The organism is Streptococcus sp. A11 (assembly GCF_043674225.1).
Classification (GTDB): domain Bacteria; phylum Bacillota; class Bacilli; order Lactobacillales; family Streptococcaceae; genus Streptococcus; species Streptococcus suis_V.
In genome coordinates this window covers 12,620-38,778 of the sequence record NZ_JBIMJS010000013.1, presented here as the reverse complement: position 1 = coordinate 38,778, position 26,159 = coordinate 12,620, and the positions used below count along the sequence as shown (strand labels likewise).

At 46.4% G+C, this 26,159-nt stretch carries 25 protein-coding genes and 1 other RNA gene; 20 read left to right on the top strand and 6 right to left on the bottom strand.

Annotated elements, in window-relative coordinates:
- Positions 1 to 20: 20 nt before the first annotated feature.
- Entirely contained in the window at positions 21 to 2,138 is a 2,118-nt protein-coding gene (gene pbp1a, locus ACHBIF_RS08230; protein ID WP_394719861.1) for a penicillin-binding protein PBP1A, read from the bottom strand.
- Between the two features lie 31 nt (positions 2,139 to 2,169).
- Positions 2,170 to 2,790, bottom strand: a complete 621-nt coding sequence (gene recU / locus ACHBIF_RS08225; protein ID WP_105111215.1) for a Holliday junction resolvase RecU — start codon at positions 2,788 to 2,790, stop codon at positions 2,170 to 2,172.
- A gap of 71 nt (positions 2,791 to 2,861) precedes the next feature.
- On the opposite strand from recU, the gene ACHBIF_RS08220 reads away from it, so the two are divergent.
- The 5 genes from ACHBIF_RS08220 to ACHBIF_RS08200 all read left to right on the top strand — a co-directional run bounded on the left by ACHBIF_RS08220 (position 2,862) and on the right by ACHBIF_RS08200 (position 6,835).
- Complete coding sequence (locus ACHBIF_RS08220; RefSeq protein WP_161943056.1) at positions 2,862 to 3,398, top strand: DUF1273 domain-containing protein; 537 nt, start codon at positions 2,862 to 2,864, stop codon at positions 3,396 to 3,398.
- Positions 3,399 to 3,469: 71 nt separating this feature from the next.
- Positions 3,470 to 3,799 carry a cell division regulator GpsB gene (gene gpsB / locus ACHBIF_RS08215; protein ID WP_172022718.1) on the top strand — a complete coding sequence of 110 codons (330 nt, stop codon included), beginning with the start codon at positions 3,470 to 3,472 and terminating at the stop codon, positions 3,797 to 3,799.
- A 16-nt stretch (positions 3,800 to 3,815) separates the two neighbouring features.
- Positions 3,816 to 4,193: RNase P RNA component class B (gene rnpB, locus ACHBIF_RS08210), an RNA gene on the top strand.
- Positions 4,194 to 4,244: 51 nt separating this feature from the next.
- Positions 4,245 to 5,393 carry a class I SAM-dependent RNA methyltransferase gene (locus ACHBIF_RS08205; RefSeq protein WP_105123444.1) on the top strand — a complete coding sequence of 383 codons (1,149 nt, stop codon included), beginning with the start codon at positions 4,245 to 4,247 and terminating at the stop codon, positions 5,391 to 5,393.
- A 17-nt stretch (positions 5,394 to 5,410) separates the two neighbouring features.
- Positions 5,411 to 6,835, top strand: coding sequence for a cell division site-positioning protein MapZ family protein (locus ACHBIF_RS08200; RefSeq protein WP_172094634.1), 1,425 nt, complete (start codon positions 5,411 to 5,413; stop codon positions 6,833 to 6,835).
- A 38-nt stretch (positions 6,836 to 6,873) separates the two neighbouring features.
- Here ACHBIF_RS08200 and ACHBIF_RS08195 read toward each other — a convergent pair whose 3' ends face one another.
- Positions 6,874 to 7,143 (bottom strand): hypothetical protein, encoded by a 270-nt coding sequence (locus ACHBIF_RS08195; RefSeq protein WP_125265384.1) that lies wholly within the window; start codon positions 7,141 to 7,143, stop codon positions 6,874 to 6,876.
- A gap of 10 nt (positions 7,144 to 7,153) precedes the next feature.
- Entirely contained in the window at positions 7,154 to 7,636 is a 483-nt protein-coding gene (locus ACHBIF_RS08190) for an S-ribosylhomocysteine lyase (protein ID WP_105111221.1), read from the bottom strand.
- Between the two features lie 131 nt (positions 7,637 to 7,767).
- Between ACHBIF_RS08190 and ACHBIF_RS08185 the strand changes: the two genes are divergently transcribed.
- From ACHBIF_RS08185 to ACHBIF_RS08125, 13 genes are all read left to right on the top strand, one after another.
- On the top strand, positions 7,768 to 9,381 hold the full coding sequence (locus tag ACHBIF_RS08185; protein ID WP_172063248.1) for a ribonuclease Y: 1,614 nt from the start codon (positions 7,768 to 7,770) through the stop codon (positions 9,379 to 9,381).
- Positions 9,382 to 9,509: 128 nt separating this feature from the next.
- Positions 9,510 to 10,124, top strand: a complete 615-nt coding sequence (gene gmk / locus ACHBIF_RS08180; protein WP_105111223.1) for a guanylate kinase — start codon at positions 9,510 to 9,512, stop codon at positions 10,122 to 10,124.
- 22 nt (positions 10,125 to 10,146) lie between these two features.
- Complete coding sequence (rpoZ, locus tag ACHBIF_RS08175) at positions 10,147 to 10,461, top strand: DNA-directed RNA polymerase subunit omega (RefSeq protein WP_105111224.1); 315 nt, start codon at positions 10,147 to 10,149, stop codon at positions 10,459 to 10,461.
- Positions 10,462 to 10,581: 120 nt separating this feature from the next.
- Positions 10,582 to 12,969, top strand: coding sequence for a primosomal protein N' (locus tag ACHBIF_RS08170; RefSeq protein ID WP_172022730.1), 2,388 nt, complete (start codon positions 10,582 to 10,584; stop codon positions 12,967 to 12,969).
- Positions 12,970 to 13,131: 162 nt separating this feature from the next.
- A complete protein-coding gene (fmt, locus tag ACHBIF_RS08165; RefSeq protein WP_394719819.1) occupies positions 13,132 to 14,070 on the top strand; it encodes a methionyl-tRNA formyltransferase in 939 nt (312 codons plus the stop codon).
- A complete protein-coding gene (gene rsmB, locus ACHBIF_RS08160; RefSeq protein WP_394719817.1) occupies positions 14,051 to 15,367 on the top strand; it encodes a 16S rRNA (cytosine(967)-C(5))-methyltransferase RsmB in 1,317 nt (438 codons plus the stop codon). Before fmt ends, rsmB begins: the two co-directional genes overlap by 20 nt.
- A 33-nt stretch (positions 15,368 to 15,400) precedes the next feature.
- Positions 15,401 to 16,138 (top strand): Stp1/IreP family PP2C-type Ser/Thr phosphatase, encoded by a 738-nt coding sequence (locus ACHBIF_RS08155; RefSeq protein WP_105111228.1) that lies wholly within the window; start codon positions 15,401 to 15,403, stop codon positions 16,136 to 16,138.
- A complete protein-coding gene (pknB, locus tag ACHBIF_RS08150; protein ID WP_394719815.1) occupies positions 16,138 to 18,129 on the top strand; it encodes a Stk1 family PASTA domain-containing Ser/Thr kinase in 1,992 nt (663 codons plus the stop codon). The genes ACHBIF_RS08155 and pknB overlap by 1 nt, the downstream gene beginning before the upstream one ends.
- A 95-nt stretch (positions 18,130 to 18,224) precedes the next feature.
- Complete coding sequence (gene liaF, locus ACHBIF_RS08145) at positions 18,225 to 18,920, top strand: cell wall-active antibiotics response protein LiaF (protein ID WP_105111230.1); 696 nt, start codon at positions 18,225 to 18,227, stop codon at positions 18,918 to 18,920.
- Entirely contained in the window at positions 18,920 to 19,936 is a 1,017-nt protein-coding gene (locus ACHBIF_RS08140) for a sensor histidine kinase (protein WP_394719858.1), read from the top strand. Before liaF ends, ACHBIF_RS08140 begins: the two co-directional genes overlap by 1 nt.
- Positions 19,908 to 20,549 carry a response regulator transcription factor gene (locus tag ACHBIF_RS08135; RefSeq protein WP_105137387.1) on the top strand — a complete coding sequence of 214 codons (642 nt, stop codon included), beginning with the start codon at positions 19,908 to 19,910 and terminating at the stop codon, positions 20,547 to 20,549. Before ACHBIF_RS08140 ends, ACHBIF_RS08135 begins: the two co-directional genes overlap by 29 nt.
- Before the next feature lie 54 nt (positions 20,550 to 20,603).
- A complete protein-coding gene (locus tag ACHBIF_RS08130) occupies positions 20,604 to 22,004 on the top strand; it encodes a bifunctional Cof-type HAD-IIB family hydrolase/peptidylprolyl isomerase (RefSeq protein WP_394719812.1) in 1,401 nt (466 codons plus the stop codon).
- Between the two features lies 1 nt (position 22,005).
- Positions 22,006 to 22,377 (top strand): S1 RNA-binding domain-containing protein, encoded by a 372-nt coding sequence (locus ACHBIF_RS08125; protein WP_105161265.1) that lies wholly within the window; start codon positions 22,006 to 22,008, stop codon positions 22,375 to 22,377.
- Positions 22,378 to 22,441: 64 nt separating this feature from the next.
- Here ACHBIF_RS08125 and cysK read toward each other — a convergent pair whose 3' ends face one another.
- Positions 22,442 to 23,368, bottom strand: a complete 927-nt coding sequence (gene cysK / locus ACHBIF_RS08120) for a cysteine synthase A (RefSeq protein ID WP_105161266.1) — start codon at positions 23,366 to 23,368, stop codon at positions 22,442 to 22,444.
- Positions 23,369 to 23,458: 90 nt separating this feature from the next.
- Entirely contained in the window at positions 23,459 to 24,091 is a 633-nt protein-coding gene (locus ACHBIF_RS08115) for a YigZ family protein (RefSeq protein ID WP_105111274.1), read from the bottom strand.
- A gap of 56 nt (positions 24,092 to 24,147) precedes the next feature.
- On the opposite strand from ACHBIF_RS08115, the gene ACHBIF_RS08110 reads away from it, so the two are divergent.
- Positions 24,148 to 25,440, top strand: a complete 1,293-nt coding sequence (locus ACHBIF_RS08110) for a DEAD/DEAH box helicase (RefSeq protein ID WP_394719809.1) — start codon at positions 24,148 to 24,150, stop codon at positions 25,438 to 25,440.
- Complete coding sequence (locus ACHBIF_RS08105) at positions 25,433 to 26,098, top strand: ComF family protein (protein ID WP_394719807.1); 666 nt, start codon at positions 25,433 to 25,435, stop codon at positions 26,096 to 26,098. Before ACHBIF_RS08110 ends, ACHBIF_RS08105 begins: the two co-directional genes overlap by 8 nt.
- Positions 26,099 to 26,159: the final 61 nt, after the last annotated feature.

Below are 26,159 nucleotides of genomic sequence, written 5' to 3'. Positions count from 1 at the left end.
TTGCCTTTCAAGGTTGAGTCTTACTGACCTTGTGAGTCAGCAGATGGAGTGGTTGGTTGTTCAGAAGAATTGCCTGTTTCGGAACCAGTTTCTGTTGATTGAGCATCGCTAGAATTTTCAGTACTCGTATCCTCACTAGTTGTAGGTTCCGTTGAGGACTCTTCGCTCGTCTCACTGGTTGTCCTGCTATAGCTATAGTAGTTATAAACTGGACCAGTATAGCCGTTTATGTAGACGTTGTTTCCATAACGGTAGAGACCGTCAGGTATTTCCCAATCTGCAGTTCCAACAGGATTTAGATAAGTCATCATATTCCGATAGACATCGGTTGCGACACGCATGCCACTATCCAATACTGGAATCTTACGATTGCTGTATCCTGTCCAGACAGCCATAGAGTATTTAGTAGAGAAGCCAACGAAGTTCTCGTCAGGAACAACTATACTACTATAACTTGCTCCAGGAGTAGAGGCAATGATTTCCTTCATCTCATCGTCTGGGTAGTTGGAAGTACCGGTTTTACCAGCTTGAGGAATGCCATAGATGGCAGCATTAGTACCTGGGCCAGATGTCAATACGCTCTTCAACATATCGACCATCATGTAGGCTGTTTCAGGGCTCATTGCACGACTGCCTTCAGGTTCAAACTCAGTAGTTGTTCCGTCGGTGTAGACAATCTTGTTGACATACTGTGGTTTGTAGTAGGTACCACCGTTAGCAAAGGCAGCATAGGCTGCGGCCATTTTTTCACTACTAGCACCGTATTTTTTATCAGGATTGGTTGTGTTGCTGGAAATAGCATTAGAATAGAACATTTCTGGGTAGTCGATACCGAGCTTGTTCAAGAATTTTAATGAATTTTCTAAACCAACAGCCTGTAGTGCCTTGATGGCAGTGGTATTACGAGAAGATTGGATGGCTGTTTTGAGGGTCACATTGCCGAAGTAAGCATTATCCCAGTTATTGACTGGGGTGGTAGTGCCGGGATAATTATAAGGCGCATCCAATATAGTGTCAGCAGTCGATTTATAAATACCCTCTTCAATAGCAGGTGCGTAGTCTGTAATTGGCTTCATGGTAGAACCAAAGTCGCGGTTGGTTTCAACGGCTTGGTTGGTACCTAATGAAGAATTACTGTTTTGATTACGCCCGCCGAGCTGGGCAACGACGTGTCCGTTGGTAACATCGATAACAGTTGAAGCTACCTGGAAGGTTGGATCTGGATAGGCCACGTACATGTCTGTGTTATAGATATTCCAGAGCTGTTGTTGGGCAGCTGAGTCAACGTTGGTGTAGACCTCCATACCTGTGGTTAAGAGATTGTAGCCGGTTTTTTCTTCGACTTCATTGATAACCTCTTTCAGGTAGTTGTCCATGTAGGCTGGATAGGCGGGTGCATTTGACAGGGGCTGGAGACCGTCTGTCACCGGTGATAGGACTGCCTGCTCGTGCTGTTCAGCCGTAATGTATTTTTCTTCTAACATTTCTCCTAGAACCAAGTCCCGCCGTTCTTTAGCAGCCTCTGGATTAGTGTAGGGGTCGTATTGGTTAGGTGCTTGTGGCATACCTGCAAGTAAGGCTAATTGAGGAAGAGTTAAATCTTTCAGTTCCTTACCAAAGAATGCATTAGCAGCTGTCTTCATTCCATAATTCCCATTGGACATATTTACTTTATTGATGTAGTAAGTTAATATTTCCTGTTTGGTATTTCTACGTTCTAGCTGCAAGGCTAACCAAGCTTCTTGAATTTTCCGTTTGATATTTTGGTCCTGAACGGATGTTGAAAAGTAAGTCAACTTTATGAACTGCTGATCCAGTGTCGACCCCCCTTGAAGACGTCCTCCTCGTAGATTATTGAGGAAGGAGCCGGCGATACGAATGACGTCTACACCGCGGTGGTTGAAGTAACGCTGGTCTTCAATGGCTACGATAGCGTTGACCAAGTCGGTCGGAATTTCAGCAGTAGTAGCATTGGAACGTTTTTCTGCCCCCAAGTCTGCAATTAGAGCCCCGTCCTTGTCATAAATCTTACTCGACACGGTCGCAGTAAGAGAGTCTTCTGTCAGTTTAGGAGCTGTAAAGATAAAGAATAGGGTCACAAGACCACCGATAATTACCGTTGTTAAGAATGCGATAATTCCGACGTTTGTGATAAGCAAGAGTGCTTTCTTAAGGGTTGGATTTTTCAACTGAGTCACCACCTAATAGTTTTTCTTCGACAATGGTCAGATAGGGGACGCTGGGATGGGTCCCTAACTGAAAGGCATAGCCATGCTCGCGAACATAGTGCAAGGGCATGGATTTATTGCCCTGAACAGCTTGATAGTAATCTATCAGCTCTTTTGCCGGGAGTAAGTAAGATTCTTTTAATTCTGAAAAGTGTAGAAGGACAAAGCAGATACCGCCTTGCTTGACAACTTCCTGCATATGTTCCAACTGGTGGGCATGAAAGTTTTTCATGGGCATGGAGGTCTTCTGACGGGTTTCCTTGGCTTCAAAGTCAATGTAATGTCCCTTGAAAACGCCGGAATAGTCCGTTGTTGAGGCCTGTCTGAAATAAGCTTCGACAATTTTGGCCCGACTTCGTTTTGGGTAGTCTACCTTGACAATCTGGACAGGTGTTGGTTTCTTATGAATGACCGCAATTCCATGTGAAAGGTAGTAAGCATTGCTCTCATTGATAGCAGCTTCAAAGGACATCCCACGATTGGCAAAATTAACCGTTTCCTTTGCAGAATCTTTTTTTGTTCTAGTGATTTTCCTATTTATCTGATGAGGATAATTGACCATAGAACTCCTTACTGATAAAATAATATCAGCATATTATACCATAATTAGGGAAAAGAGTACAAGAAATGCACATCAAGAGCCTTTTAGTAACAGGCTATCGTCATACTGATTTGGGAATTTTTTCAGATAAGGATACAAAATTAGTCATCATCAAAGAGGCTATTCGCAGAGACCTGATTAAGTTTTTAGAAAACGATGGGGTAGAGTGGTTTATTCTGACTGGAAATCTGGGTTTTGAGTATTGGTGTTTGGAAGTTTTGTTGGATTTGAGGCAGGAAGGCTATGACTTTCAGATGGCTACCATTTTTTCCTTTGAAAGCCATGGAGAGAATTGGAACGAAGCTAACCAAGTCAAGCTAGCCCGATTTAAGCAGGTGGATTTTGTTAAATACCTCTATGTTCGCTATGAAAATCCTGGGCAATTTAAGCTGATTAACCAGTTCTTGTTGGACCATACGGAGGGAGCCTATTTATTCTATGATCCTGAAAATGAAACAAACTTGAAATATCTCTATACTTCAATCGTAAACAAAGAAGATTATACTGTTAAGGTACTGAGTTTTGATGATTTAAATGAAGTAGCGGAAAATTTTTCTAATTCTGAGTGATTTGGCTTGATTTTTCCTTATTTTTTTTAATATAATAGAAGTAGTGATGTTTAAAGAAAAGGATGAGACAGATGGCGAGTATTAAGTTGACGACAAAGGATATCTTTGAGCAGGATTTTAAGATTGGTTTTCGTGGTTATGATCAAGACGAGGTCAATGATTTTCTTGATGAAATCATGAAGGATTACGATGCCTATGAAGCCATTGTAAAGGAATTGAAGGGCGAGATCGCTAGGCTTAAAGCCCAGCTGGCAAATACTTCTCGTCAACCAGCCCCTGTTGCAGAGGAGCCAGAAGCTTTCCGTGCAGAGCGGATGAGTTCAGCCACAAACTTTGATATTCTCCGTCGCATCAATCGTCTGGAGAAAGAAGTCTTTGGTAAACAGATTGCCCAAGAGTAGTAGATAGACATGTGTAATTTTCGGATAATCGCGTGGTAGTAATCTACCATGAGGAAAGTCCATGCTAGCACCAGCTGCAATGCTGGTAGTGTTTGTGCTAGGCGAACCAATAAGCCTAGGGACGTCTTTGACGTTACGGCGGTTAAAATGGCTACGTCCTTGGATATGCCAGAGTAGGCCTGAAAGTGCCACAGTGACGAAGTTTTTATGGAAACGTAAAAAATGGAACGCGGTAAACCCCTCAAGCTAGCAACCCAAACTTTGGTCGGGGCATGGGATGGATGGAACGGTACTCCCAGAGTAGAACAGAAATCCTGACTGCGTAAGCGGTAGACAGATGATTATCGAAGGTGGTAGGACCTAGTACCACTGGAACAAAACATGGCTTATAGAAAATTGCATAATAGGTGGCTAGCTTTGCTAGCTTTTATTATAGAGGAAAAAGATGAAAAAACAATTTGAATTGATTGCGACAGCGGCGGCTGGTTTAGAGGCGGTCGTTGGTCGTGAAATTCGAGAACTGGGCTACGACTGTCAGGTTGAAAATGGGCGCGTCCGTTTCCAAGGTGATGTCAAATCTATCATTGAAACCAACCTTTGGTTGCGTTCGGCAGACCGGATTAAAATTATCGTAGGGAGTTTTCCAGCACGCACCTTTGAGGAACTCTTCCAGGGGGTCTTTGCCTTGGACTGGGAAAACTATCTACCCTTGGGCAGTAAATTTCCGATTTCAAAAGCCAAATGTGTCAAATCCAAGCTCCACAATGAGCCGAGTGTACAGGCCATTTCTAAAAAGGCTGTCGTGAAAAAGTTGCAAAAGCATTTTTCGCGTCCAGAAGGCGTTCCCTTGCAGGAAGTTGGGGCAGAGTTTAAGATTGAAGTCTCCATCCTGAAAGATGTGGCCACGGTATTGATTGACACGACGGGTTCCAGCCTCTTCAAACGTGGCTACCGCGTTGAAAAAGGTGGCGCGCCCATTAAGGAAAATATGGCGGCAGCCATTTTACAGCTGTCTAACTGGTACCCAGACAAGCCTTTGATTGATCCGACTTGTGGTTCGGGCACTTTCTGTATTGAGGCGGCCATGTTGGCTAAGAATATGGCTCCGGGGCTCAAACGCAGTTTTGCCTTTGAAGAATGGCCTTGGGTTGATGAGGAGCTGGTTGCACAAGCTCGCAAAAATGCGCAGGCAGCGGTCAAATCTGACCTAGTCTTGGACATTGCCGGTTCAGACATCGATGCCCGTATGGTCGAAATGGCCAAGAAAAATGCCTTTGCGGCCGAAGTAGACCAAGATATTGTCTTTAAACAAATGCGCCTGCAGGACTTGCATACAGACAAGATAAATGGTGTTATTATTTCAAACCCACCTTACGGTGAGCGTTTGTTGGATGATGAGGCCATTATCAAGCTCTACCAAGAAATGGGGCAGACCTTTGAGCCTTTGAAAACATGGTCTAAATTTATCTTGACCAGCGACGAGCAATTTGAGCAGCGGTTTGGAAAACAAGCAGATAAAAAACGGAAATTATACAATGGTACGCTGAAGGTTGACTTGTATCAATTCTTTGGTCAACGAGTAAAACGTTCATAAAATAAAGTGAGGTAGATATGTCAAAGAAACATGAGAAGGCACAAGCAGAGCCAGTTAAGGACGAGCAGATTCTGGACTTTGAAGCAGCAAAAGATATGACCATCGGTCAGGCAGCACAAAAACAGCAGGAAATTGAGGCTGGCATTACCGATACGGATGGCCTTTTAGACCGCTACATCAAGCAACACCGAGATGAGATTGAATCTCAAAAATTTGAGACAAGAACAATCCCTGTCATCAAGGATTCGACTGTTATTCCGGTGGTTGAATCAGCTAGCTTGACTTCGGATGAGTTGGAAACGGCAGCTACAGCTGTGGCAGCACATTCACAAGAAGAACCGAAGCCAGTTGAGTCAAGCCCTGTTGTTGAGCCTCTAAAAACTCCTGCAGAAGAAGTCGCTTATTTTGATTTGACAGATGGATCCGAAGAAAAGCCCAAGAAAAAAGGATTCTGGATTTTTGGAACCCTCTTGGCGGCATTGATTGCTATTTTGGCTTCCCTCTTTTTCTGGATGAACCAAAATAATGCAGGTCAGACAGCTTCTAGCACTTCGTCATCAAGTTCGACCAAACAGTCTTCTAGTACAACCTCATCAAGCTCAACTCCATCCGAGTTTACAGACTTTACCAAGCTGTACGAGAGCTTCTTTACGGATTCGAGCTTGTCTAAATTGAAGAATTCAGAATTTGGTAAATTAGAGGAATTAAAGGCACTCTTGGACAAGATTGATCCAGACAGTGATGCTTATAAGGAAGCCAAGGCCAACTATGATAAATTAGAAAAAGCTATCGCAGCTGTCAACGGCATCAATGAACAATTTGATAAGCCGATTCTTGTTGATGGCGAATTGGATACCACGGCGACTGTTAAGGCTGGAGCAACTCTAGAAGCGGTTGCGACTGGAATCAGCGGTGTTGATGCGACGATCACTTCAGCTGTTAACTTTGCTCGATCACAAGAGGAAAACCAACAGGCTGTTGCTGGAGCGGTCGCACCGGCTGAACAAGCAGCGCCAGCTGCCCAGGCTGGAACCCAAGCACCAGCTCCCGCAGAATCAAATGCAGCATCAGCGCTTGCCAGCGCGTCAACAAGTCCTGCCGAAGTGCAAAATGCAGCATCCCAATTCGGGATTCCAGTTCCTCCTGGTGTGACCTTGCAACGTCACTTGAGCCGCGTGCCTTATAACCAAGCCATGATTGATGACGTTAACAATCCTGCTTGGACCTTTAACCCAGGTATTTTGGAAAAAATTGTCGAAACATCTCAAAAACGTGGCTATATCACAGGTAATCAGTATATCTTGGAGAAGGTCAATATCATCAATGGTAATGGCTACTACAATATGTTTAAACCAGATGGCACCTATCTCTTTTCTATCAATGCTAAGACCGGTTACTTTGTCGGAAATGCGCGTGGAAATGCGGATGCCTTAGATTATTAGGAACATAATAAAAAAGCGGGAGACCGCTTTTTTTGATGTTATGGTGTGGTTTCAATTTCATCTACAGACAAAACTGCCTGGCTGGAATGGACGAGATAGGTCGTTCCGTCTTCAAAGCGAATTTGCAATTGGTCGCCATCGCTGTAATCAGTCCACTCTTTGACCTTACCAGTCTTGACGCTTCCATCGGGAAGTTTGACCTGGGCGTAATTGAAGGTGTAGTTGGTGTCAAAAACTGTCTTGTTACCGCAAGCTGACAGCATCATCAGGCTAGCCAGTGCCAGAGCAACAAGAAGGATTTTCTTCATACCAAGCTCCTTAAATGGGTTTTCGTTCAAAGGCATCTATCGAAATGCCCTGAGAAAGGATTAGTTTGGCCCATTCTTTGGCAGAATGGAGGCTGTGGTCCTTGTAGTTACCACAAGACTCAATGGTTGTCCCAGGAACATCTTCCCAGCTAATGCCGTCTGCGATTTCTTCCAAACTAGATTTAATGACTTCAGCGATTTGGACAGAATCTTGCTTGCCCCACATAATCATGTGAAAACCGGTTCGGCAACCGAAAGGTGAGCAGTCGATGAGTCCGTCAATCCGTTGGCGAATCAGCTTAGCCAGCAGGTGTTCAATGGTGTGCAACCCCGCTGTATCCATGGCATTTTCATTGGGTTGGATGAGGCGAATATCAAAGTTGGTGATGACATCTCCCTTTGGTCCAATCTCCTCAGAAATCAAGCGGATATACGGGGCTTTGACGATAGTGTGGTCCAGTTCAAAACTTTCTACAATAACTTCTTTGGTCATAATTTCCTCCATTTGGGTTGATGAAAACATTATACCATATTTGTCAATTTGCAATTGTGAAATCGTTTAAATTATGGTAAAATAGATTCAGATTTTGTGTAATGCAAAATAAAATTGAAAGAGGTAGGAAGATGGATATCATTACACTTGTAGTGACCTTGATTTCTGCTCTCATTGGTTTAGTAATTGGTTACTTTGCCATTTCTTTGAAGATGAAAGCTGCAAAAGAAACTGCAGAATTGACACTTTTGAATGCTGAACAAGAAGCAAGTAATGTTCGTGGTCGTGCGGAAGATCAAGCTGAAGCTATTTTAAAAACAGCTGAGCGTGATCGCCAAACCTTGAAAAAAGAATTACTCTTGGAGGCCAAGGAAGAGGCTCGTAAATATCGAGAAGAAGTAGCAAATGAATTTAAATCAGAACGACAAGAATTAAAGCAAATTGAGTCACGATTGACTGAACGTGCGAGTAGCTTAGATCGTAAAGATGATAATTTAACAAACAAAGAGAAGGTTTTGGAACAAAAAGAACAAAGCCTGACGGATAAAACTAAACATATTGATGAGCGTGAGCAAGAAGTCGCGAAATTAGAAGAGCAGAAAGCTCTTGAGTTGGAACGTGTTGCTTCGCTGAGCCAGGAAGAAGCCAAAGAGCAGATTCTTGCAGCGACTCGTGATAAATTGACCCACGAGATTGCAACCCGTATCAAGGAGGCTGAGCGAGAGGTCAAAGAGCGGTCTGATAAGATGGCCAAAGACCTTCTAGCGCAGGCCATGCAGCGAATTTCGGGTGAATATGTTGCGGAACAAACTATTACCTCGGTTCATCTGCCGGATGATGCCATGAAGGGCCGAATTATCGGTCGCGAAGGTCGCAACATCCGCACCTTTGAAAGCTTGACAGGGATTGACGTTATCATTGATGATACGCCTGAGGTAGTTGTCCTTTCCGGTTTTGACCCGATTCGCCGGGAGATCGCGCGGATGACCATGGAGACCCTGCTTCAGGACGGTCGTATCCACCCGGCTCGTATCGAGGAGTTGGTGGAGAAATACCGTGTTGAGATGGATAACCGCATCCGTGAATATGGTGAAGCGGCTGCCTATGAAGTAGGCGCTCCTAACCTGCATCCTGACTTGATTAAGATTATGGGACGTCTGCATTTCCGTACCTCCTACGGTCAGAATGTGCTCCGTCACTCGATTGAGGTGGCCAAGTTGTCAGGTATTTTGGCTGCAGAGTTGGGTGAGAATGTTAATTTGGCCCGCCGTGCTGGATTCTTGCATGACGTCGGTAAGGCGATTGACCGCGAGGTGGACGGTAGCCACGTTGAGATTGGTACAGAATTGACCAAGAAATACAAGGAAAATCCAGTGGTTGTCAATACGGTTGCCAGCCACCACGGTGATGTGGAAGCAACTAGCACTATTGCTGTGATTGTTGCAGCAGCGGATGCCTTGAGTGCAGCTCGTCCAGGTTCACGTCGTGAATCGATGGAGGCCTATATCAAGCGTCTCCAAGACCTGGAAGAAATTGCTAATAGCTTTGACGGCATCAAGCAGGCTTATGCTATCCAGGCAGGTCGTGAGATTCGGATTATCGTTCATCCAAATAGAATCAGTGATGATAAGATTACGATTCTGGCTCATGATGTCCGTGAGAAAATTGAAAATAATCTGGATTATCCAGGAAATATCAAGATTACGGTCATCCGTGAAACACGAGCAACTGACATTGCAAAATAAGACAGAAGGAGCTTCGGCTCTTTTTGTTGTTCTTCAAGAGCCGGAAAAATCTGGTTTCCAGATTTAAAATCAGTTGATATTTGCTGAGAATTTTGCTACACTAGAATGAAAGATTTAAAGGAGATAACATGCAGGAAAGAGGCTTACTCATCGTATTTTCCGGTCCTTCTGGTGTAGGGAAAGGAACAGTTCGGCAGGAAATTTTTAGCCATCCAGGTAATAAATTTGAGTATTCGGTGTCTATGACGACCCGGGCTCAGCGTCCAGGTGAGGTGGACGGGGTTGATTATCATTTCCGGAGCCGAGAGGAGTTTGAGGAGTTGATTCGTCAGGGACAAATGCTGGAATACGCTGAGTATGTTGGCAACTACTACGGTACACCCTTGACCTATGTCAATGAAACCCTGGACAAGGGAATCGATGTCTTTCTTGAGATTGAGGTCCAGGGTGCCCTCCAGGTCAAGAAAAAAGTGCCAGATGCAGTTTTTATTTTCCTAACTCCGCCAGATTTGGAAGAGCTCAAAGACCGTTTGGTCGGTCGTGGGACAGACTCGGAAGAGGTTATTGCCAAGCGGATTGAGCGTGCCAAGGAAGAGATTGCTCTCATGCGTGAGTATGACTATGCCATTGTCAATGATGAGGTACCAAAGGCAGCGGAATTGGTCAAGCGCGTGATTGAGGCGGAACATTTCCGTGTGGACCGTGTGATTGGCAAGTACAACGACATGATTAAAAATATTTAAGTTAGAAAAGAGAATAAGTCCTATGATGTTAAAACCGTCTATTGATACCTTGTTGGACAAGGTACCATCTAAGTATTCATTGGTTATTTTGGAGGCTAAGCGTGCTCACGAATTGGAGGCAGGCGCTAAGCCAACGCAAGAATTTACTTCTGTAAAATCAACCCTCCGTGCCTTGGAAGAAATCGAGGCAGGCAATGTGGTCATCCATCCAGACCCAGAAGCGAAACGTGAGGCTGTTCGTCGCAAGGCTGAAGAAGCAAAACGCTTGGCTGAAGAAGAAGAGCGCAAAATCAAAGAACAAATCGCCAAAGAAAAAGAAGACGGCGAGAAAATCTAAATTCAAAACTCGGCTGGGGGACCATCCGGGTTTCTTTTCCATTTGACAGTCTTTTGAAGTATTTATTGAACCATTGATAAAAGAGTGAAACCTATCCAAACCATCACGAAAGGAGGATCTATGTACGCACAGATTATCGTAGACGTGCCGCTCATGCAGACGGACCAAGCCTATACCTATCTAGTGTCTGAAGAATTTGAGGCGGGAATTGTACCTGGTATCCGAGTCCATGTGCCCTTTGGAAAGGGTAATCGGCTGATTCAGGGCATCGTGGTCGGCTTGACTGAGGAATTGCCAGAGGGGACCCAGGACATCAAGCCCATTGTGGAAGTGCTGGACTATTCGCCAGTCCTCAACAAGGAGCAATTTTGGCTGGCAGACCAGATGCGCAAGACGGTATTCGCCTACAAAATCACCCTGCTCAAGGCCATGCTACCCAGCCTCCTCAACTCGACCTATGACAAAATTCTCCGTCCTGGGCTTGGTTTGGAAATAGCAGAGCAGGAAAGCCTGTTTGGCGGTAGGGACCAGGTCCGTTTTTCAGACCTGGATGTGTCTGAGCAGGCCCGCATCATGCGGCTTGCCCAGGCAGGCAAAATCTTGGTCGACTATGTGGCCAAGGACAAAAAGCAAATCAAGACTGAAAAATGGTACCGGGTAAATCGGGACCAGCTCATGCAAGCAGAGATACCCGCCCGTGCCAAGAAACGGCTGGCTTTGAAGGCCTACTTACTGGAACATTCTGATGAACAGCCTCTAGCCAGCTTGAAAAAGGACTTTTCAGCTGATACGCTCCGCTATTTCCAAGAAAATGCCTATATAGAAGTCTGGGAGGAGGAGGTCTCGCGGACCCAAGCTCTCTTTGATAAGGTAGGGGTCAGCCAGGCACTTTCCCTCAATCCAGAGCAGGCCATAGCGGTCAAGGAAATCCTGTCCAAGGTCGGCCAGGAGAGCCAGACCTATCTGCTGCAGGGGGTGACAGGCTCTGGCAAGACAGAGGTCTATCTGCAGGTCATTGACCAGGTCCTCAAGATGGGTAAGACGGCTATCATGCTGGTGCCGGAGATTTCGCTGACGCCCCAGATGACCAATCGTTTTATCGCGCGTTTCGGCCAGCAGGTGGCCATCCTGCACTCAGGCCTGTCAGACGGGGAGAAGTACGACGAGTGGCGTAAGATTGAGCGGGGGGAGGCCCAGGTGGTGGTCGGTGCCAGGTCGGCGATTTTTGCTCCCTTAAAAAATCTAGGAGCCATTATCATCGATGAGGAGCATGAGGCGACCTATAAGCAGGACTCCAATCCTCGCTACCATGCCAGAGACGTGGCAAAGCTGCGGGCGGACTACAACCAGGCTGTCCTGGTTTTGGGGTCGGCTACGCCAAGCCTAGAAACTCGTGCCCGTGCCAGTCGCGGTCTTTACGGTAGGCTGGTCCTCAATCAGCGAGCCAATCCGCAGGCCAGGATACCAGAGGTCCAGGTCATTGATTTCAGAGATTATATCGGCCAGCATGAGGCTAGTAATTTTACGCCGGTTTTGATAGAAAAAATCCAGGAAAAGCTGGCTCGTAAGGAGCAGGTGGTCCTCATGCTCAATCGCCGTGGCTATTCTTCCTTTGTCATGTGTCGGGATTGTGGGACGGTGGACCAGTGTCCAAACTGTGATATTTCTTTGACCCTGCACATGGACAGCCGGTCTATGAATTGCCACTATTGCAATTTTCAAAAGCCCATTCCCCAGGTCTGTCCTAACTGTCAGAGTCGGGCCATTCGCTACTACGGTACGGGGACCCAGAAGGCCTATGATGAGTTGCAGGAATTGCTGCCGAATGCTCGTATCCTTCGGATGGATGTGGACACGACCAAGAAAAAAGGTGCCCATGAGGCCCTTTTGGAGAAATTTGGTCGACAGGAGGCAGATATCTTGCTGGGTACCCAGATGATTGCCAAGGGACTGGACTTTCCAAATGTGACCTTGGTAGGGGTGCTCAATGCGGATACGGCGCTGAATTTGCCAGACTTCAGGTCATCCGAGCGGACCTTCCAATTATTGACCCAGGTGGCTGGTCGAGCAGGTCGGGCAGACAAGGAGGGGGAGGTCATTATCCAGACCTATAATCCCAATCATTATGCCATTGCCTTTGCCAAGAACCAGGACTACGAGGGCTTCTATCAGTATGAGATGGGCATTCGGAAAAGTCTGGGCTATCCGCCTTACTATTTCACGGTGGGCTTGACCTTTTCTCATAAGTCGGAGGATCTTGTCATCAAAAAGGCCTATGAGACGGTGCAGCTCTTGCGGGAGAACTTGACGGAGCAGATTCAGATTTTGGGGCCGACGCCCAAGCCTATCGCCCGTACCCATAATCTTTACCATTATCAAATCATTCTCAAGTACCGGCGGGAGGAGCAGCTGGAGCAGGTCCTCAATCGGATTTTGGACTGGACCCAGGAGCGGGACAACCAGGACTTGCGCTTGGTGATTGATAATGAACCGCAAAATATGATGTGATACTCTTTGAACATCGACAGTATCCGTTCTTGAGTTACAATATATGAGGTTGGACAGGTGTGTCCAGCCTTTTTGCTATCTAGATTTCAAGTCCCAGTTAAGGCAATTATCCATAAAAATGGTATAATTAAGGGATACTAAATAGAGGATGAAGGAGCAGAGATGACAAAATTGATTTTTATGGGAACGCCTGAGTTTTCAGCGACTGTTTTGAAAGGCATTTTGGCAGAGGGCTCCTATGAGGTTTTGGCGGTGGTGACCCAGCCTGACCGAGCGGTTGGGCGCAAGAAAACCATCCAAATGACACCGGTCAAGCAGGTGGCCTTGGAGTACGACTTGCCTGTTTACCAGCCGGAAAAATTATCAGGCAGCCAGGAAATGGCGGACATTATGGAATTGGGAGCGGACGGAATTGTGACAGCGGCCTTTGGTCAATTTTTACCGACCAAGCTGCTGGACTCTGTTGACTTTGCGGTCAATGTCCACGCCTCGCTCTTGCCTAAGTACCGCGGTGGCGCGCCCATTCATTATGCCCTTATCAATGGAGATGAGCGTGTCGGAGTGACTATTATGGAAATGGTCAAGGAAATGGATGCGGGCGACATGATTTCAAGCGACAGCATTGCCATTGAAGAGACAGATAATGTAGGCACCCTTTTTGAAAAACTAGCGGTGGTCGGTCGTGACCTGCTATTGAAAACCTTGCCAGGTTATATGGTTGGCGACATCAAGCCGGTGGCACAAGACCTTGCACATGTGACCTTCTCGCCCAATATTCAGCCTGAGGAGGAAGTTTTGGACTGGGGCAAGTCTGCCCGCCAGATTTTTAATCAGATTCGTGGTATGTATCCTTGGCCGGTTGCCCATACCTATTGGCAGGGAGGGCGCTTTAAAATTCAGGAGGCTTTGGAAGTGGAAGGGTCTGGCAGACCAGGTCAGGTCATTGAAAAGACTAAGAAAACACTGGTCATCGCCTGTGGCAGCTCTGCTATTTCCCTAAAAACCGTTCAGCCAGCGGGCAAGCCCAAGATGACGATTGCGGACTTTTTGAATGGGGCTGGCCGTGAGATTGAGGTAGGAGATGTCTTTGGTGAACAGTAAGCAAACAGCGCGTGGACTGGCTCTGGCGGTCTTGACAGAGGTCTTTGAACAGAGAGCCTACTCCAATATCGCCCTCAACAAGGCCTTGGAAGGAACCAACCTGTCAGCCCAGGACAAGGGGCTGGCTACGGAATTGGTCTATGGTACGGTGTCACGAAAAATTACGCTGGAATGGTATCTGGCCCACTTTATCGATGACCGGGACAAGCTGGACAACTGGGTTTATTACTTGCTCATGCTGAGCTTGTACCAGCTGCTTTACTTGGACAAATTGCCTGTCCATGCCGTGGTCAATGAGGCGGTGGAGTTAGCCAAGCGTAGCAAGGGAACGGACAAATTTGTCAATGCCATCTTGCGGAAAATCAGCCAGGCGGACCTGCCTGACCCAGCTAGTATTAAGCGGAAGAACAAGCGTTTGTCAGTTCAATATTCTGTCCCAGTCTGGCTGGTTCAGACCTTGGTTGCGGAATATGGTGATGAGAGGGCGGAGAAGATTTTTGCCAGCCTGCACCAGCGTAATAAGGCTAGTGTCCGTGTAACAGATACTAGCTGTCTGGATGATTTGCAGGCAGCATTGGGAGCGGAGCGGTCGCACTTGTCTCCTGTTGGCCTAGTCAAGTCCCATGGACATTTTGCTGGGACGGAGGCTTTCAAGTCCGGTCTTTTGACCATTCAGGACGAGACCAGCCAGCTGGTGGCTCCGACCTTGCAACTTGAGGGCCATGAAGTCGTACTGGATGCTTGTGCGGCACCTGGTGGTAAGACCTGCCACATGGCGACTTACCTGGATAGTGGGAAAGTGGTGGCCTTGGATTTATATGACCACAAGCTGGCTCTTATCCAGGAAAATGCGGACCGCCTGGGCCTTTCCGATAAGATTGAAACTCAAAAATTGGATGCCAGTCGGGTGCATGAAGTCTTTGGTCCAGATAGTTTTGACAAGATTTTGGTGGATGCTCCCTGCTCCGGCATCGGGCTTATCCGTCGTAAGCCAGATATTCGTTATAATAAGGCTGGTCAGGATTTTGAAGCATTGAAAAAAATCCAGCTGCAGATACTGGACAGCGTTTGCCAAACCATTAAAAAAGGTGGTATAATAACCTATAGCACATGTACCATTATTGCAAAAGAAAATCAGGAAGTTCTTCGAGAATTTTTAGACAGTCATCCTGATTTTGAACAAGTTGCATTAACACATCCAGAATCATCAATTGTGACAGATGGAATGATACTGATTACCCCTGAACTTTTTCAGACAGATGGCTTTTTCATTGGTCAGCTGAGAAGACGATTCTAGAAAAGGAGGCTGTTGCTTAGCAACAAGAAACTTATGGAAATTGCATTACTTACAGATGTTGGACAAAAACGATCAAATAACCAGGATTATGTCAATCGTTATGTCAACCGAGCAGGAATTGACTTGATTATTCTAGCGGATGGACTAGGAGGTCATCGCGCAGGCCATATTGCTAGTGAAATGACAGCCACAGACCTTGGTGCTGCCTGGGTAGATACTCAAATTATGACCCTCAACGAAGTCCGTGAATGGATGGTTGACATCATTGAGCAGGAAAATCAAAAGATTTATCAATTGGGTCAGACCGAAGAATACAAGGGCATGGGAACAACTTTGGAAGCGGTTGTGGTTATTGACAATCAGATGATTTATGCCCATATCGGGGACTCTAGAATCGGTATCGTTCATAATGAAGAATATGAACGCTTGACCAGTGACCATTCCTTGGTTGGAGCTCTTATGCGAGCGGGTCAATTGACAGAAGAAGAGGCGCAGAACCATCCTCAGAAGAATATTGTGACCCAGTCCATTGGTCAGGCGGACCCGGTTGAACCAGATATTGCCTTGAAGACCTTGGAAGTTGGGGATTACGTGTTAATCAACAGTGATGGCTTGACCAATATGGTCTCGACAGAGGATATTCGCGATATCCTCTTGAGTGATGTTTCGTTGGAAAGCAAGGCAGAGACCCTGGTTCGTTTCGCTAATAATGCTGGCGGTTTGGACAATATCACGGTTGCCATCCTTCATATCACGGAGGAGGCTAACTAATGATCCAAATCGGTAAGATTTTTGCCGGTCGGTATCGGGTCATTCGGCAGATAGGCCGAGGAGGAATGGCTGATGTCTACCTGGCAAAGGATCTGATTTTGGATGGTGAGGAGGTTGCTGTAAAAGTTCTCCGGACCAATTACCAGACAGATCAAATTGCTGTTCAACGTTTTCAGCGTGAAGCCAGAGCCATGGCTGATCTCAATCACCCAAATATCGTACGGATTACGGATATTGGTGAGGAAGATGGTCAGCAATACCTGGCCATGGAATATGTCAATGGCCTGGACTTGAAGCGCTATATCCAGGAAAATTCACCCTTGGATAATGATGATGCGGTCCGTATCATGGGGCAAATCTTGCTGGCTATCCGTATGGCCCACACCCGCGGTATTATCCATAGGGATTTGAAACCTCAGAACGTCCTTCTAACGCAAGATGGCGTGGCCAAGGTAACGGATTTCGGGATTGCGGTTGCCTTTGCAGAGACCAGTTTGACCCAGACAAATTCGATGTTGGGCTCGGTTCACTATCTCTCGCCAGAACAGGCGCGGGGGTCCAAGGCTACAGTGCAAAGTGATATTTATGCCATGGGGGTCATTCTCTTTGAGATGCTGACAGGACGAATTCCTTTTGATGGCGATAGCGCTGTAACCATTGCTCTCCAGCATTTCCAAAAGCCCATGCCATCTGTCCGCGAGGCCAATCCAAACGTACCGCAGGCTCTGGAAAATGTTGTCTTAAAAGCAACAGCCAAGAAATTGACAGACCGCTACAAGTCCATTGCGGAAATGTACACGGATATGGCTTCAGCCTTGTCCTACAATCGCCGCAATGAGCCGCGGGTCGTGTTGGATGAAAACAAGGTGGATTCAAAAACCCTGCCTAAATTATCCCAGGTTGCTTCAGAGAAAAAAGTAGATACACCAGTGGAGTCTTCACCAGCTCCAGCAGCAGTTGCTCCAAAAACTAAGCCGACGTCATCAGCCAAGAAGCCCAAGGCAAAAAAGAGGATTCGTACCCGCTATAAGGTGTTGATGATTGCTATTGGCCTTCTCTTGGCGGCCTTCTTCGCCATTCTTTTTAACACTCCAGCCACAGTGACAGTGCCGAATGTTGTGGGGCAAACCTTGGAAGTTGCGACGGAGGAGATTGAGACAGCCGGATTGCGCGTGGGTACGGTGACCAATGAAGCTTCGACGGAAGTCGCAGAAGGTCAAGTTATTCGGACAACACCTGCTGCTAATTCCAAGCGCAAAGAAGGTTCCCGTGTCAATATTGTCATTGCCATGGAAGAAGGTGTCAACATTCCTGATTTGTCTGGTGATGAATTGGCAAAAGCCCAGGAAAAACTAGAGGCTATTGGCTTCAAAGTGGAAGTGGAAGAAGAGTATAGCGAGAAGGTTAAACAGGGCCGGGTGATTCGGACTAAGCCAGAATGGGAGACCAGTCAGCCAAAAGGTTCAACCGTTGTCTTGGTTGTTTCCAGAGGGGCTGAGCCAGTTGATGTACCGGATGTATCTGGACGTAGTGTGAATGATGCTACCCATGCCCTAGAAGCTGTCGGTTTGAAGGTTTCTTCGACCAAGGAAGAATACAGCGACTACTTAGAAGCTGGTCAGGTAATCGGAACAGACCCTCCAGCCAATACCAGTGTTTCTAAGGGTTCTAGCCTGGTTCTCATTGTTTCAAAAGGTCAACGACCACTCATGCCAGATTTTGGTATCTTGACGACTTCCTACTCAGATGCTAGAAAACAGCTGGAAGCTTTGGGAATTAAAAGTATTGAGCGCGTGGAAGATTCGAGTTATTCGACTAGTGAGCGAAATCTGGTCGTAGGACAAAGTCCTCTGCCAGGTCAACCTATTACTGACTCTGTCACAATTTATGTATCCATTCCTACGGTGACACCAGAGTCCAGCAGTAGTAGCACTAGCTCGACAGAAGAATCAACGACGACTAGTACGTCTTCATCAAATAATTCAGACTAAGAGGGGCTTTGTCCTCTCTTTTTTCTTAAAATTCCTACCCGGGTAGGAGACAAATCCTGCTAAAATCTGTTAGAATATTGGGAGAGGATCCTTACATGAAAAAAATCCAATTTTTTATACTGATAGAGAGTATTTTGTTTACGCTGGCCTTTTTTGATACCCTAGCCAGTGAGACGGCACGGACTCTTCTCCTAATCGCAGTGATACTAATTCTATTCTGGTATATCACAGGTAGAAAGGGGCTTAATGCCCTACTAACAACGGCCCTTTCTCTCATATTTTTAGTCTTTTTCCTCAATATTTATTTCATTATCGGTGTTTTGCTGATGGTGGTCTATATTTTGGTTAATTTCTTTTCACGCTATGAGAAGCAGTACCAGTATTCCCAGATAGTTCTGGGGGACCAGCATATTCAATCCCAGCATCAAAAGTCCCAGTGGTTTGGTCATAAAGATCATTCCCAGGACCAGTATGGTTTTGAGGATATCAATATTATCCGCCTGTTTGGCAATGACGTTGTTGACCTGGATCAGACGGTTCTAATTGGTCGGGATAATGTGGTTGTTATCCGTAAGACTTTTGGTAAGACTAAAATTATCATTCCTATTGATGTCGAGCTATCCCTTTCTGCCTCTAGTCTGTATGGACGTGTCTATTTTTTAGGCGATTCACATTGGGATTTGCGAAATGAGAGTTTTTCGATTGCGACCCCTGACTATTCTTCTGCCAATAAGCGGGTCAAGGTTGTCATCAATAGCCTCTATGGCGATGTGGAGGTCGTGCGGGTATGATGAAGAAAGGAACGCTATTTTTTCTCATTTGGTATGCCGGGCTGATTGTTATCGTCATCCTTGCCTCAGTCCTTCCCTTGTTGGGCTATTCCTTATTTGACATATCCTTTTGGACGGCCAATGACCAGCTCTATGTGACCTTGATTTCGCTCCTGGTACTCTTGACAATCTTTCTATCTATCTTGGTTCAGACGGTCAGTTTCCTATCCACGCAGACCATGAGAATGAAGATTAAGCAAATCAGCAATCACCAGCCCATTAGGGTTGATAGCGACGAGGACCAATTGCTCCTACACCTATCTGAGAAAATGCGCAGTTTGACCAGGCAGGTCCAATTGATTGACAACCAGGACCTAGTCAAACGGGAAGAAATTGTCGAGGGGGAGCGCAAGCGAATTGCCCGTGACCTGCATGATACGGTCAGCCAGGAACTCTTTGCGACCAGCATGATTTTATCAGGTCTGGCATCAAATCTATCCACCATACCGAAAGAAACCCTGCAAGAGCAGCTGGTCTTGGTCAAGGACATGATTGAGTCGGCCCAGCGGGATTTGCGGATTTTGCTCCTGCACTTACGACCTAGTGAGCTGGAAGGTAAGACCCTGGTTGAAGGTTTTGATGTGATTCTGCGGGAAGTCAGCGACAAGAGTAGTATCCAGGTCCACTTCCAGCATGAAGTGGAAGAATTGCCTAAGCTGATAGAAGAGCACCTCTTCCGCATTGCCCAGGAGATTATTTCCAATACCTTGCGTCATGCCAAGGCCAAGCAACTGGATGTCTACTTGATTCAGAAGGAGACAGAATTACAGCTCAAAATGACAGATGATGGCATTGGTTTCCAGCAGGAAGATGATGGGGAGCTCAGCTATGGCCTCCAAAACATCCGCGAGCGGGTGGAAGATATGGCAGGGACTATCAAGATTCGGACGGCTCCCAACAAGGGGGTTGCCATTGACATTCGTATCCCACTACTGAAAGGAAAAGAAGATGAAGACGATTCGAGTGATGCTGGTTGATGACCACGAGATGGTCCGACTAGGATTGAAAAGTTATTTGAATTTACAGGCTGATGTGGAGGTTGTCGCAGAAGCCAGCGATGGCGAGGAAGGCTTGGCTAAGGCACTGGATTTGCGTCCAGATGTGGTTGTTATGGACCTGGTCATGCCCAAGATGACAGGGGTAGAGGCGACTCTGGCCCTCTTGAAGGAATGGCCGGATGTCAAGATTGTGATTTTAACTTCTTATTTGGACAATGAAAAAATCTATCCAGTTCTTGAGGCTGGTGCCAAGGGCTACATGCTCAAAACCTCTAGTGCAGACGAGATTCTCTCTGCCATTCGCAAGGTGGCGCGTGGGGAATTTGCCATTGAAACAGAAGTAGAGAAGAAGGTCGAGCACCACAAGCGTTATCCAGACCTGCATGATGATTTGACCGTACGTGAACGGGAGATTTTGGCCCTGCTTGCCAAGGGCTATGATAACCAGCGTATTGCGGATGAATCCTTCATTTCCCTCAAAACGGTGAAAACCCATGTTTCCAATATTCTGTCTAAACTAGCTGTCAGCGACCGGACCCAGGCTGTCGTCTATGCCTTTCAACATGGACTGGTGGCACAGGATGAAGATTAGTGATATAATGGTAGGCGGTCATACTCAATGAAAAACAAAAGTGGGGGAGAATAGATGGACGCAAAATTAAAATACAAGGCCAAGAAGATTAAGTTGGTATTTTTCGATATTGATGATACCTTGCGCTTGGTGGAGACTGGATTTATTCCGGACACTATTCCGACGGTCTTTGCATCACTGAAAGCAAAAGGCATCTTGACAGGGATTGCCTCTGGTCGGGCCAAATATGGTGTTGTGCCAGAAATCCAGGCCTTGCAGCCGGATTACTTTGCTATGATAAACGGCTCTTATGTAGAAGATGCCAAAGGCAATGTCATTCGTAAGGCTCCGATTGCACCGGATTTGATTGAGAAATATATTGCTTGGACCAAGCAAGTGGGGATTGACTATGGGGTTATGAGCGCTGAAAAAGCCACTCTGTCCTTCCGTGACCAGCGGATTAGTCAGGCCATTGACCCCATTTATGATAATCTGGAGACAGACCCTGATTTTTACAAGGGCCAGGATATTTACCAAATGTGGACCTTTGAGCAGGAAGGTCAGGAAGTGGTCTTACCGGAGGAATTGCAGAGTGACTTACGCAGTGTCCGTTGGCATGCCATTTCATCAGACATTGTCCTCAAGTCTGCCTCTAAGGCAGCAGGGGTAGCCGCAATCGTTGAAAAGCTTGGTCTCAAACCAGAAAATGTCTTGGTCTTTGGCGATGGTCTTAATGACATCGAGCTCTTCCAATATGCTGGCATCAGTATTGCCATGGGGCATTCCCACCCAGAACTGCAAAAACATGCAGATTATATTACAAAAACAGTAGAAGAAGACGGCATTTTTGATGCCTTGGAGAAATTAGGTTTGGTAGAAAAAGAAAAATACTTCCCACAATTAGACTTGGAAAATGTAGAGGGACCGGTTGCCCGCATCAAGACCAATCACGGTAGCATGACCATCAAGCTCTTCCCAGAAATTGCACCAAGAACAGTGGCGAACTTTGTTGCCCTGTCAAAAGATGGTTACTATGACGGCATTATTTTCCATCGGATTATTGAGGATTTCATGATTCAAGGTGGCGACCCGACTGGTACAGGTATGGGCGGTGAGTCTATCTACGGTGAGTCCTTTGAAGATGAATTTTCTATGGAGGCCTTCAACCTGCGTGGTGCTCTTTCTATGGCCAATGCAGGTCCCAATACCAACGGCAGTCAATTTTTCATCGTGCAGAACCAGAATTTCCCTTACAATGCCAAGGAATTGGAGCGCGGTGGCTGGCCTAAGGAAATTGCGGCTCTTTATGCTGAAAATGGTGGAACACCGCACCTGGATCAACGCCACACGGTCTTTGGTCATTTGATGGACCAAGAATCTTATAGGGTATTGGATACCATTGCGGCTGTAGAGACAGATGGTTCAGACCGTCCGCATGAAGATGTTGTCATCGAAAGTATTGAAATCGAGGACTAAGATGAATATTGGTGATAAAGTCAAAGGAAAAGTGACGGGCATTCAGCCCTACGGTGCCTTTGTTGAATTAGAGAACGGTCAGATTGGGCTTATCCATATTTCTGAAATCAAGACAGGCTTTGTTGATAATATCCACCATTTTATTAAAATGGGCCAGGAAGTTCTGGTCCAAGTCGTTGACTATGATGAATATTCGCACAAGGCTAGTCTATCTATGCGTACCTTGGAAGAAGAACGCCAAAAAATCCCAAGACACCACCGCTTTACCAACGACCGCTATAAGATTGGCTTTGAGCCTCTGGCCAAGGCTCTCCCAATCTGGATTGCTGAATCCAAGGAGTATTTGAAGGAAATGAAAGAAGGAAAGGTCTAGACTAGTTGCTAGTCTAGCTTTCCAATAGTAAAAAGAGCTTGGAAATCCAGGCTCTTTTGGTATATTAGTTTTCAAACTCATAGAGGGTAGTTGACAGATAGCGTTCACCGTTGTCAGCCAGGATAGCCAAGACTTTTTTGCCAGCTCCTAGTTCCTTAGCGACTTCAATCGCAGCATGAATAGCAGCGCCAGATGAAATGCCGACCAGGAAACCTTCCTGTCCGCCGATAGCGCGGCCGGTTGCCAGAGCATCATCTGATTTGACGCGGACAATGCCATCGTAGGCAGTGGTATCCAGGGTGTCTGGGATGAAGCCAGCTGAAATTCCTTGAATCTTGTGCGGACCAGGTGCTTCACCAGAGAGGACGGCAGACTCATCTGCTTCCACAGCGTAAATTTTTACATCGGGATTGGCTGCCTTGAGGACATGAGAGACACCGCTGACGGTACCACCAGTACCCACGCCTGACACAAATGCATCCAGACCAGTTGGGCCAAAGTCCTCCAAAATTTCTTGTCCTGTTGTATCTTCATGAACTTTTGGATTGGACGGGTTGGCAAATTGGAAAGGTACCCAGCCATTTTGTGCTTCAGCGATTTCATTGGCCTTGGCAATGGCACCCTTCATCCCCTCGCTACCTGGTGTGAGAACGAGCTCAGCTCCGTAGGCTTGGATAATTTTACGACGCTCAATGCTCATGGTTTCAGGCATGACGATGATGACCTTGTAACCTTTTGCAGCTCCAACCCAAGCCAAACCGATACCAGTATTTCCGCTAGTAGGCTCAACGATCGTATCACCAGGCTTGATAGTGCCGGCCTTTTCAGCATCTTCAATCATTGCCAGAGCAATGCGGTCTTTGACAGAAGAACCAGGGTTGAAGGCCTCCAGTTTGACATAGACATCCGCAGCACCTTCAGGGACAATGTTATTGAGTTTGATAATCGGTGTTTTTCCGACAAGTTCTGTAATCGATTGATAAATAGCCATTGCTAATACCTCCAAATATAGTTACTTCTAGTATATACCAAGTCCCAGCCAATGTATAATATAAAAAAACTATCGTCATGATAGCTTTTTTTAATGAACAGGAACTTCGACAATTCTTGGCTCAGTCTCTTGGCTTGTGACCTTGCCATGGTAAAATTCGGTCAGACTGGTCAGAGTCGGCGCAACCAGTTCCTTGTCAACATAGATCATGGTTTGAACTTCCGTTGTAAATTGGGTATCGTGTTCTTCCAGTCCCAACTCAGCCCGCCAGTTGGCAAATTCCTGGTACTGGGCATAGGAAAGGGTGATAGCAATGCCTTTTTGCTCCTTGACTTCAACAACGCCTATTTCCTTGACGGCCTTGGACACGGCTCCAGCATAAGCCCGAATCAGCCCACCGGCACCCAATTTGATACCTCCAAAATAGCGGGTCACAACCGCTGCGACATTGGTCAGTTCATGATTTTCCAGCACTGTCAGCATGGGAACACCCGCTGTACCGGAAGGCTCGCCGTCGTCCGATGATCGCTTGATTTCCATATTTTCGCCAAGGATAAAGGCAGAGCAGTTATGGTTGGCCTTGTAGTGCTCTTTCTTAATACCGTTGATAAATTCCCTGGCCTCTTCCTCGGTTGTCACCCGTTTCATAAAGCAAATAAAGCGGGATTTCTTAATCTCTTCTTCGACAATACCGTCTTCTTTAATGGTCTTAAATTCTTTCATACCAAAATTATACACGTTTTTCCAAAAACTGACAAAAATTTCCGAATAAATAAGTGATGAAAGAATTAGAAAATTATTATGGACGACTGTTTACCAAGTATCAATTGACAGCTGAAGAGCGCCAAGCAGCTCAGACCTTACCTAGCATGACAGAGGGGGGCGCTTGTTTTCGTTGTTCGACTGCATTTTCGGACCGCCATCGTTTACCAAACGGGGCCTACTATTGCCGAGAATGTATCCTGCTAGGCAGGGTGCGGTCAGATGAGGAACTCTATTATTTTCCCCAGCAGGATTTCCCAGAAAATGCCTGTCTCAAGTGGTCTGGTCAGCTGACTGATTGGCAGCAGAAGATTTCAAACGGGCTCTGTGCCAATATTGAAAAAAGGCGGCCGACCTTGGTTCATGCCGTGACGGGGGCTGGAAAGACGGAGATGATTTACCATGCAGTAGCGCAAGTCATTGACCAGGGCGGAGCAGTTTGTCTGGCCAGTCCCAGAATTGATGTCTGTATCGAGCTTTATAAGCGGCTGCAACAAGATTTCGCTGTTCCCATCAGTCTCCTTCATGGCCAGTCGGATCCTTATTTTCGGACGCCGCTTGTGGTCGCTACCACCCACCAGTTGCTCAAGTTCTACCAGGCCTTTGATTTGGTCTTAATCGATGAGGTGGATGCCTTTCCCTATGCGGACAATCCCATGCTCTACCGGGCAGTAGACAATGCCGTCAAAGCAGACGGGCTCCAGGTTTTCCTGACAGCGACCTCGACGGATGAGCTGGATAGGAAGGTAAAATCCGGCCAATTAGAACGGCTCAGTTTGCCCAGACGCTTTCACGGCAATCCCTTGATTGTGCCAGAAAAGGTCTGGTTCAGCCAATTTGACCAGAGCCTGAAAAAGAACAAGCTGGTTGTCAAGCTCAAGAAAGCTATCAGAAACCAGCGAAAAACAAGTTTTCCCTTGCTGATTTTTCTGCCAGAAATTTCCAAAGGCCAGGAATTTGTAGCGATTTTGGAGCGAGAATTTCCTGATGAGAAAATCGGTTTTGTTTCTAGTCAGACGGAAAATCGACTGGAGATTGTTCAAGGTTTTCGCGACCGCACCATTACCATCCTGGTTTCAACAACGATTCTGGAGCGAGGTGTGACCTTTCCCATGGTTGATGTCATGGTAGTCCAGGCCAACCACTATCTCTATACGTCGTCCAGTTTGGTGCAGATTGGAGGTCGAGTCGGACGGTCCATGGATCGTCCCACAGGCTTGCTCCTCTTTTTTCATGAGGGTTCGACCCGTGCCATTGAAAAAGCAATCGCTGAAATCAAATTTATGAACAAGGAGGCCGGCTATGTCTAACTGCCTACTCTGTGTGGAAAGCCTGCGAACCCGCACCACATTTAGCTCTATCCTCTTTTTCCAGCAGGAAAAGCTAGGGATTTGTTCCAGCTGTCAGGCTTCTTTTAAGGAAACAGCAGAGCTCCACTGTCCATCTTGTTGTAAGTCAGGAACTTCCGATATCTGCAGTGATTGTCGGCACTGGCAGGCCAGGGGCAAACACATTGACCACAGGGCCATTTTCCAATACAATCCAGCCATGGCAGATTATTTCAGCAAGTACAAGTTTCAAGGGGACTATCTGCTCAGACAGGTCTTTGCCCAGCAAATCAAGGCAGCCCTGTCAGCTTATTCGGACTATACCTTGGTTCCCATTCCCCTTAGTCCAGAGAGGTTGGAGGAGCGAGGCTTCAATCAGGTGACGGGACTACTTGATGCGGCTGGTCTTCCATATAAAGAGCTCTTGGGCAAAATTGATAGCCAGAAACAGTCTTCAAAAAGTCGGGAGGAGCGTCTTGATGCGGAACAGGTCTTTTATTTGTTGGAGGAAGATGAGCTTCCAGAAAAAATAATTTTAGTTGACGATATTTACACAACAGGTGCCACAATCCAGCTTGCTGCGGGACTTTTCATGAAAACTGGTCAGAAAGAAATCAAAACATTTTCACTTTCACGTTGAGAAAACGGTTGCAATATTTTATAAATATGTTATAATGATAGTGAAGAAAGGCGAAAGCCAA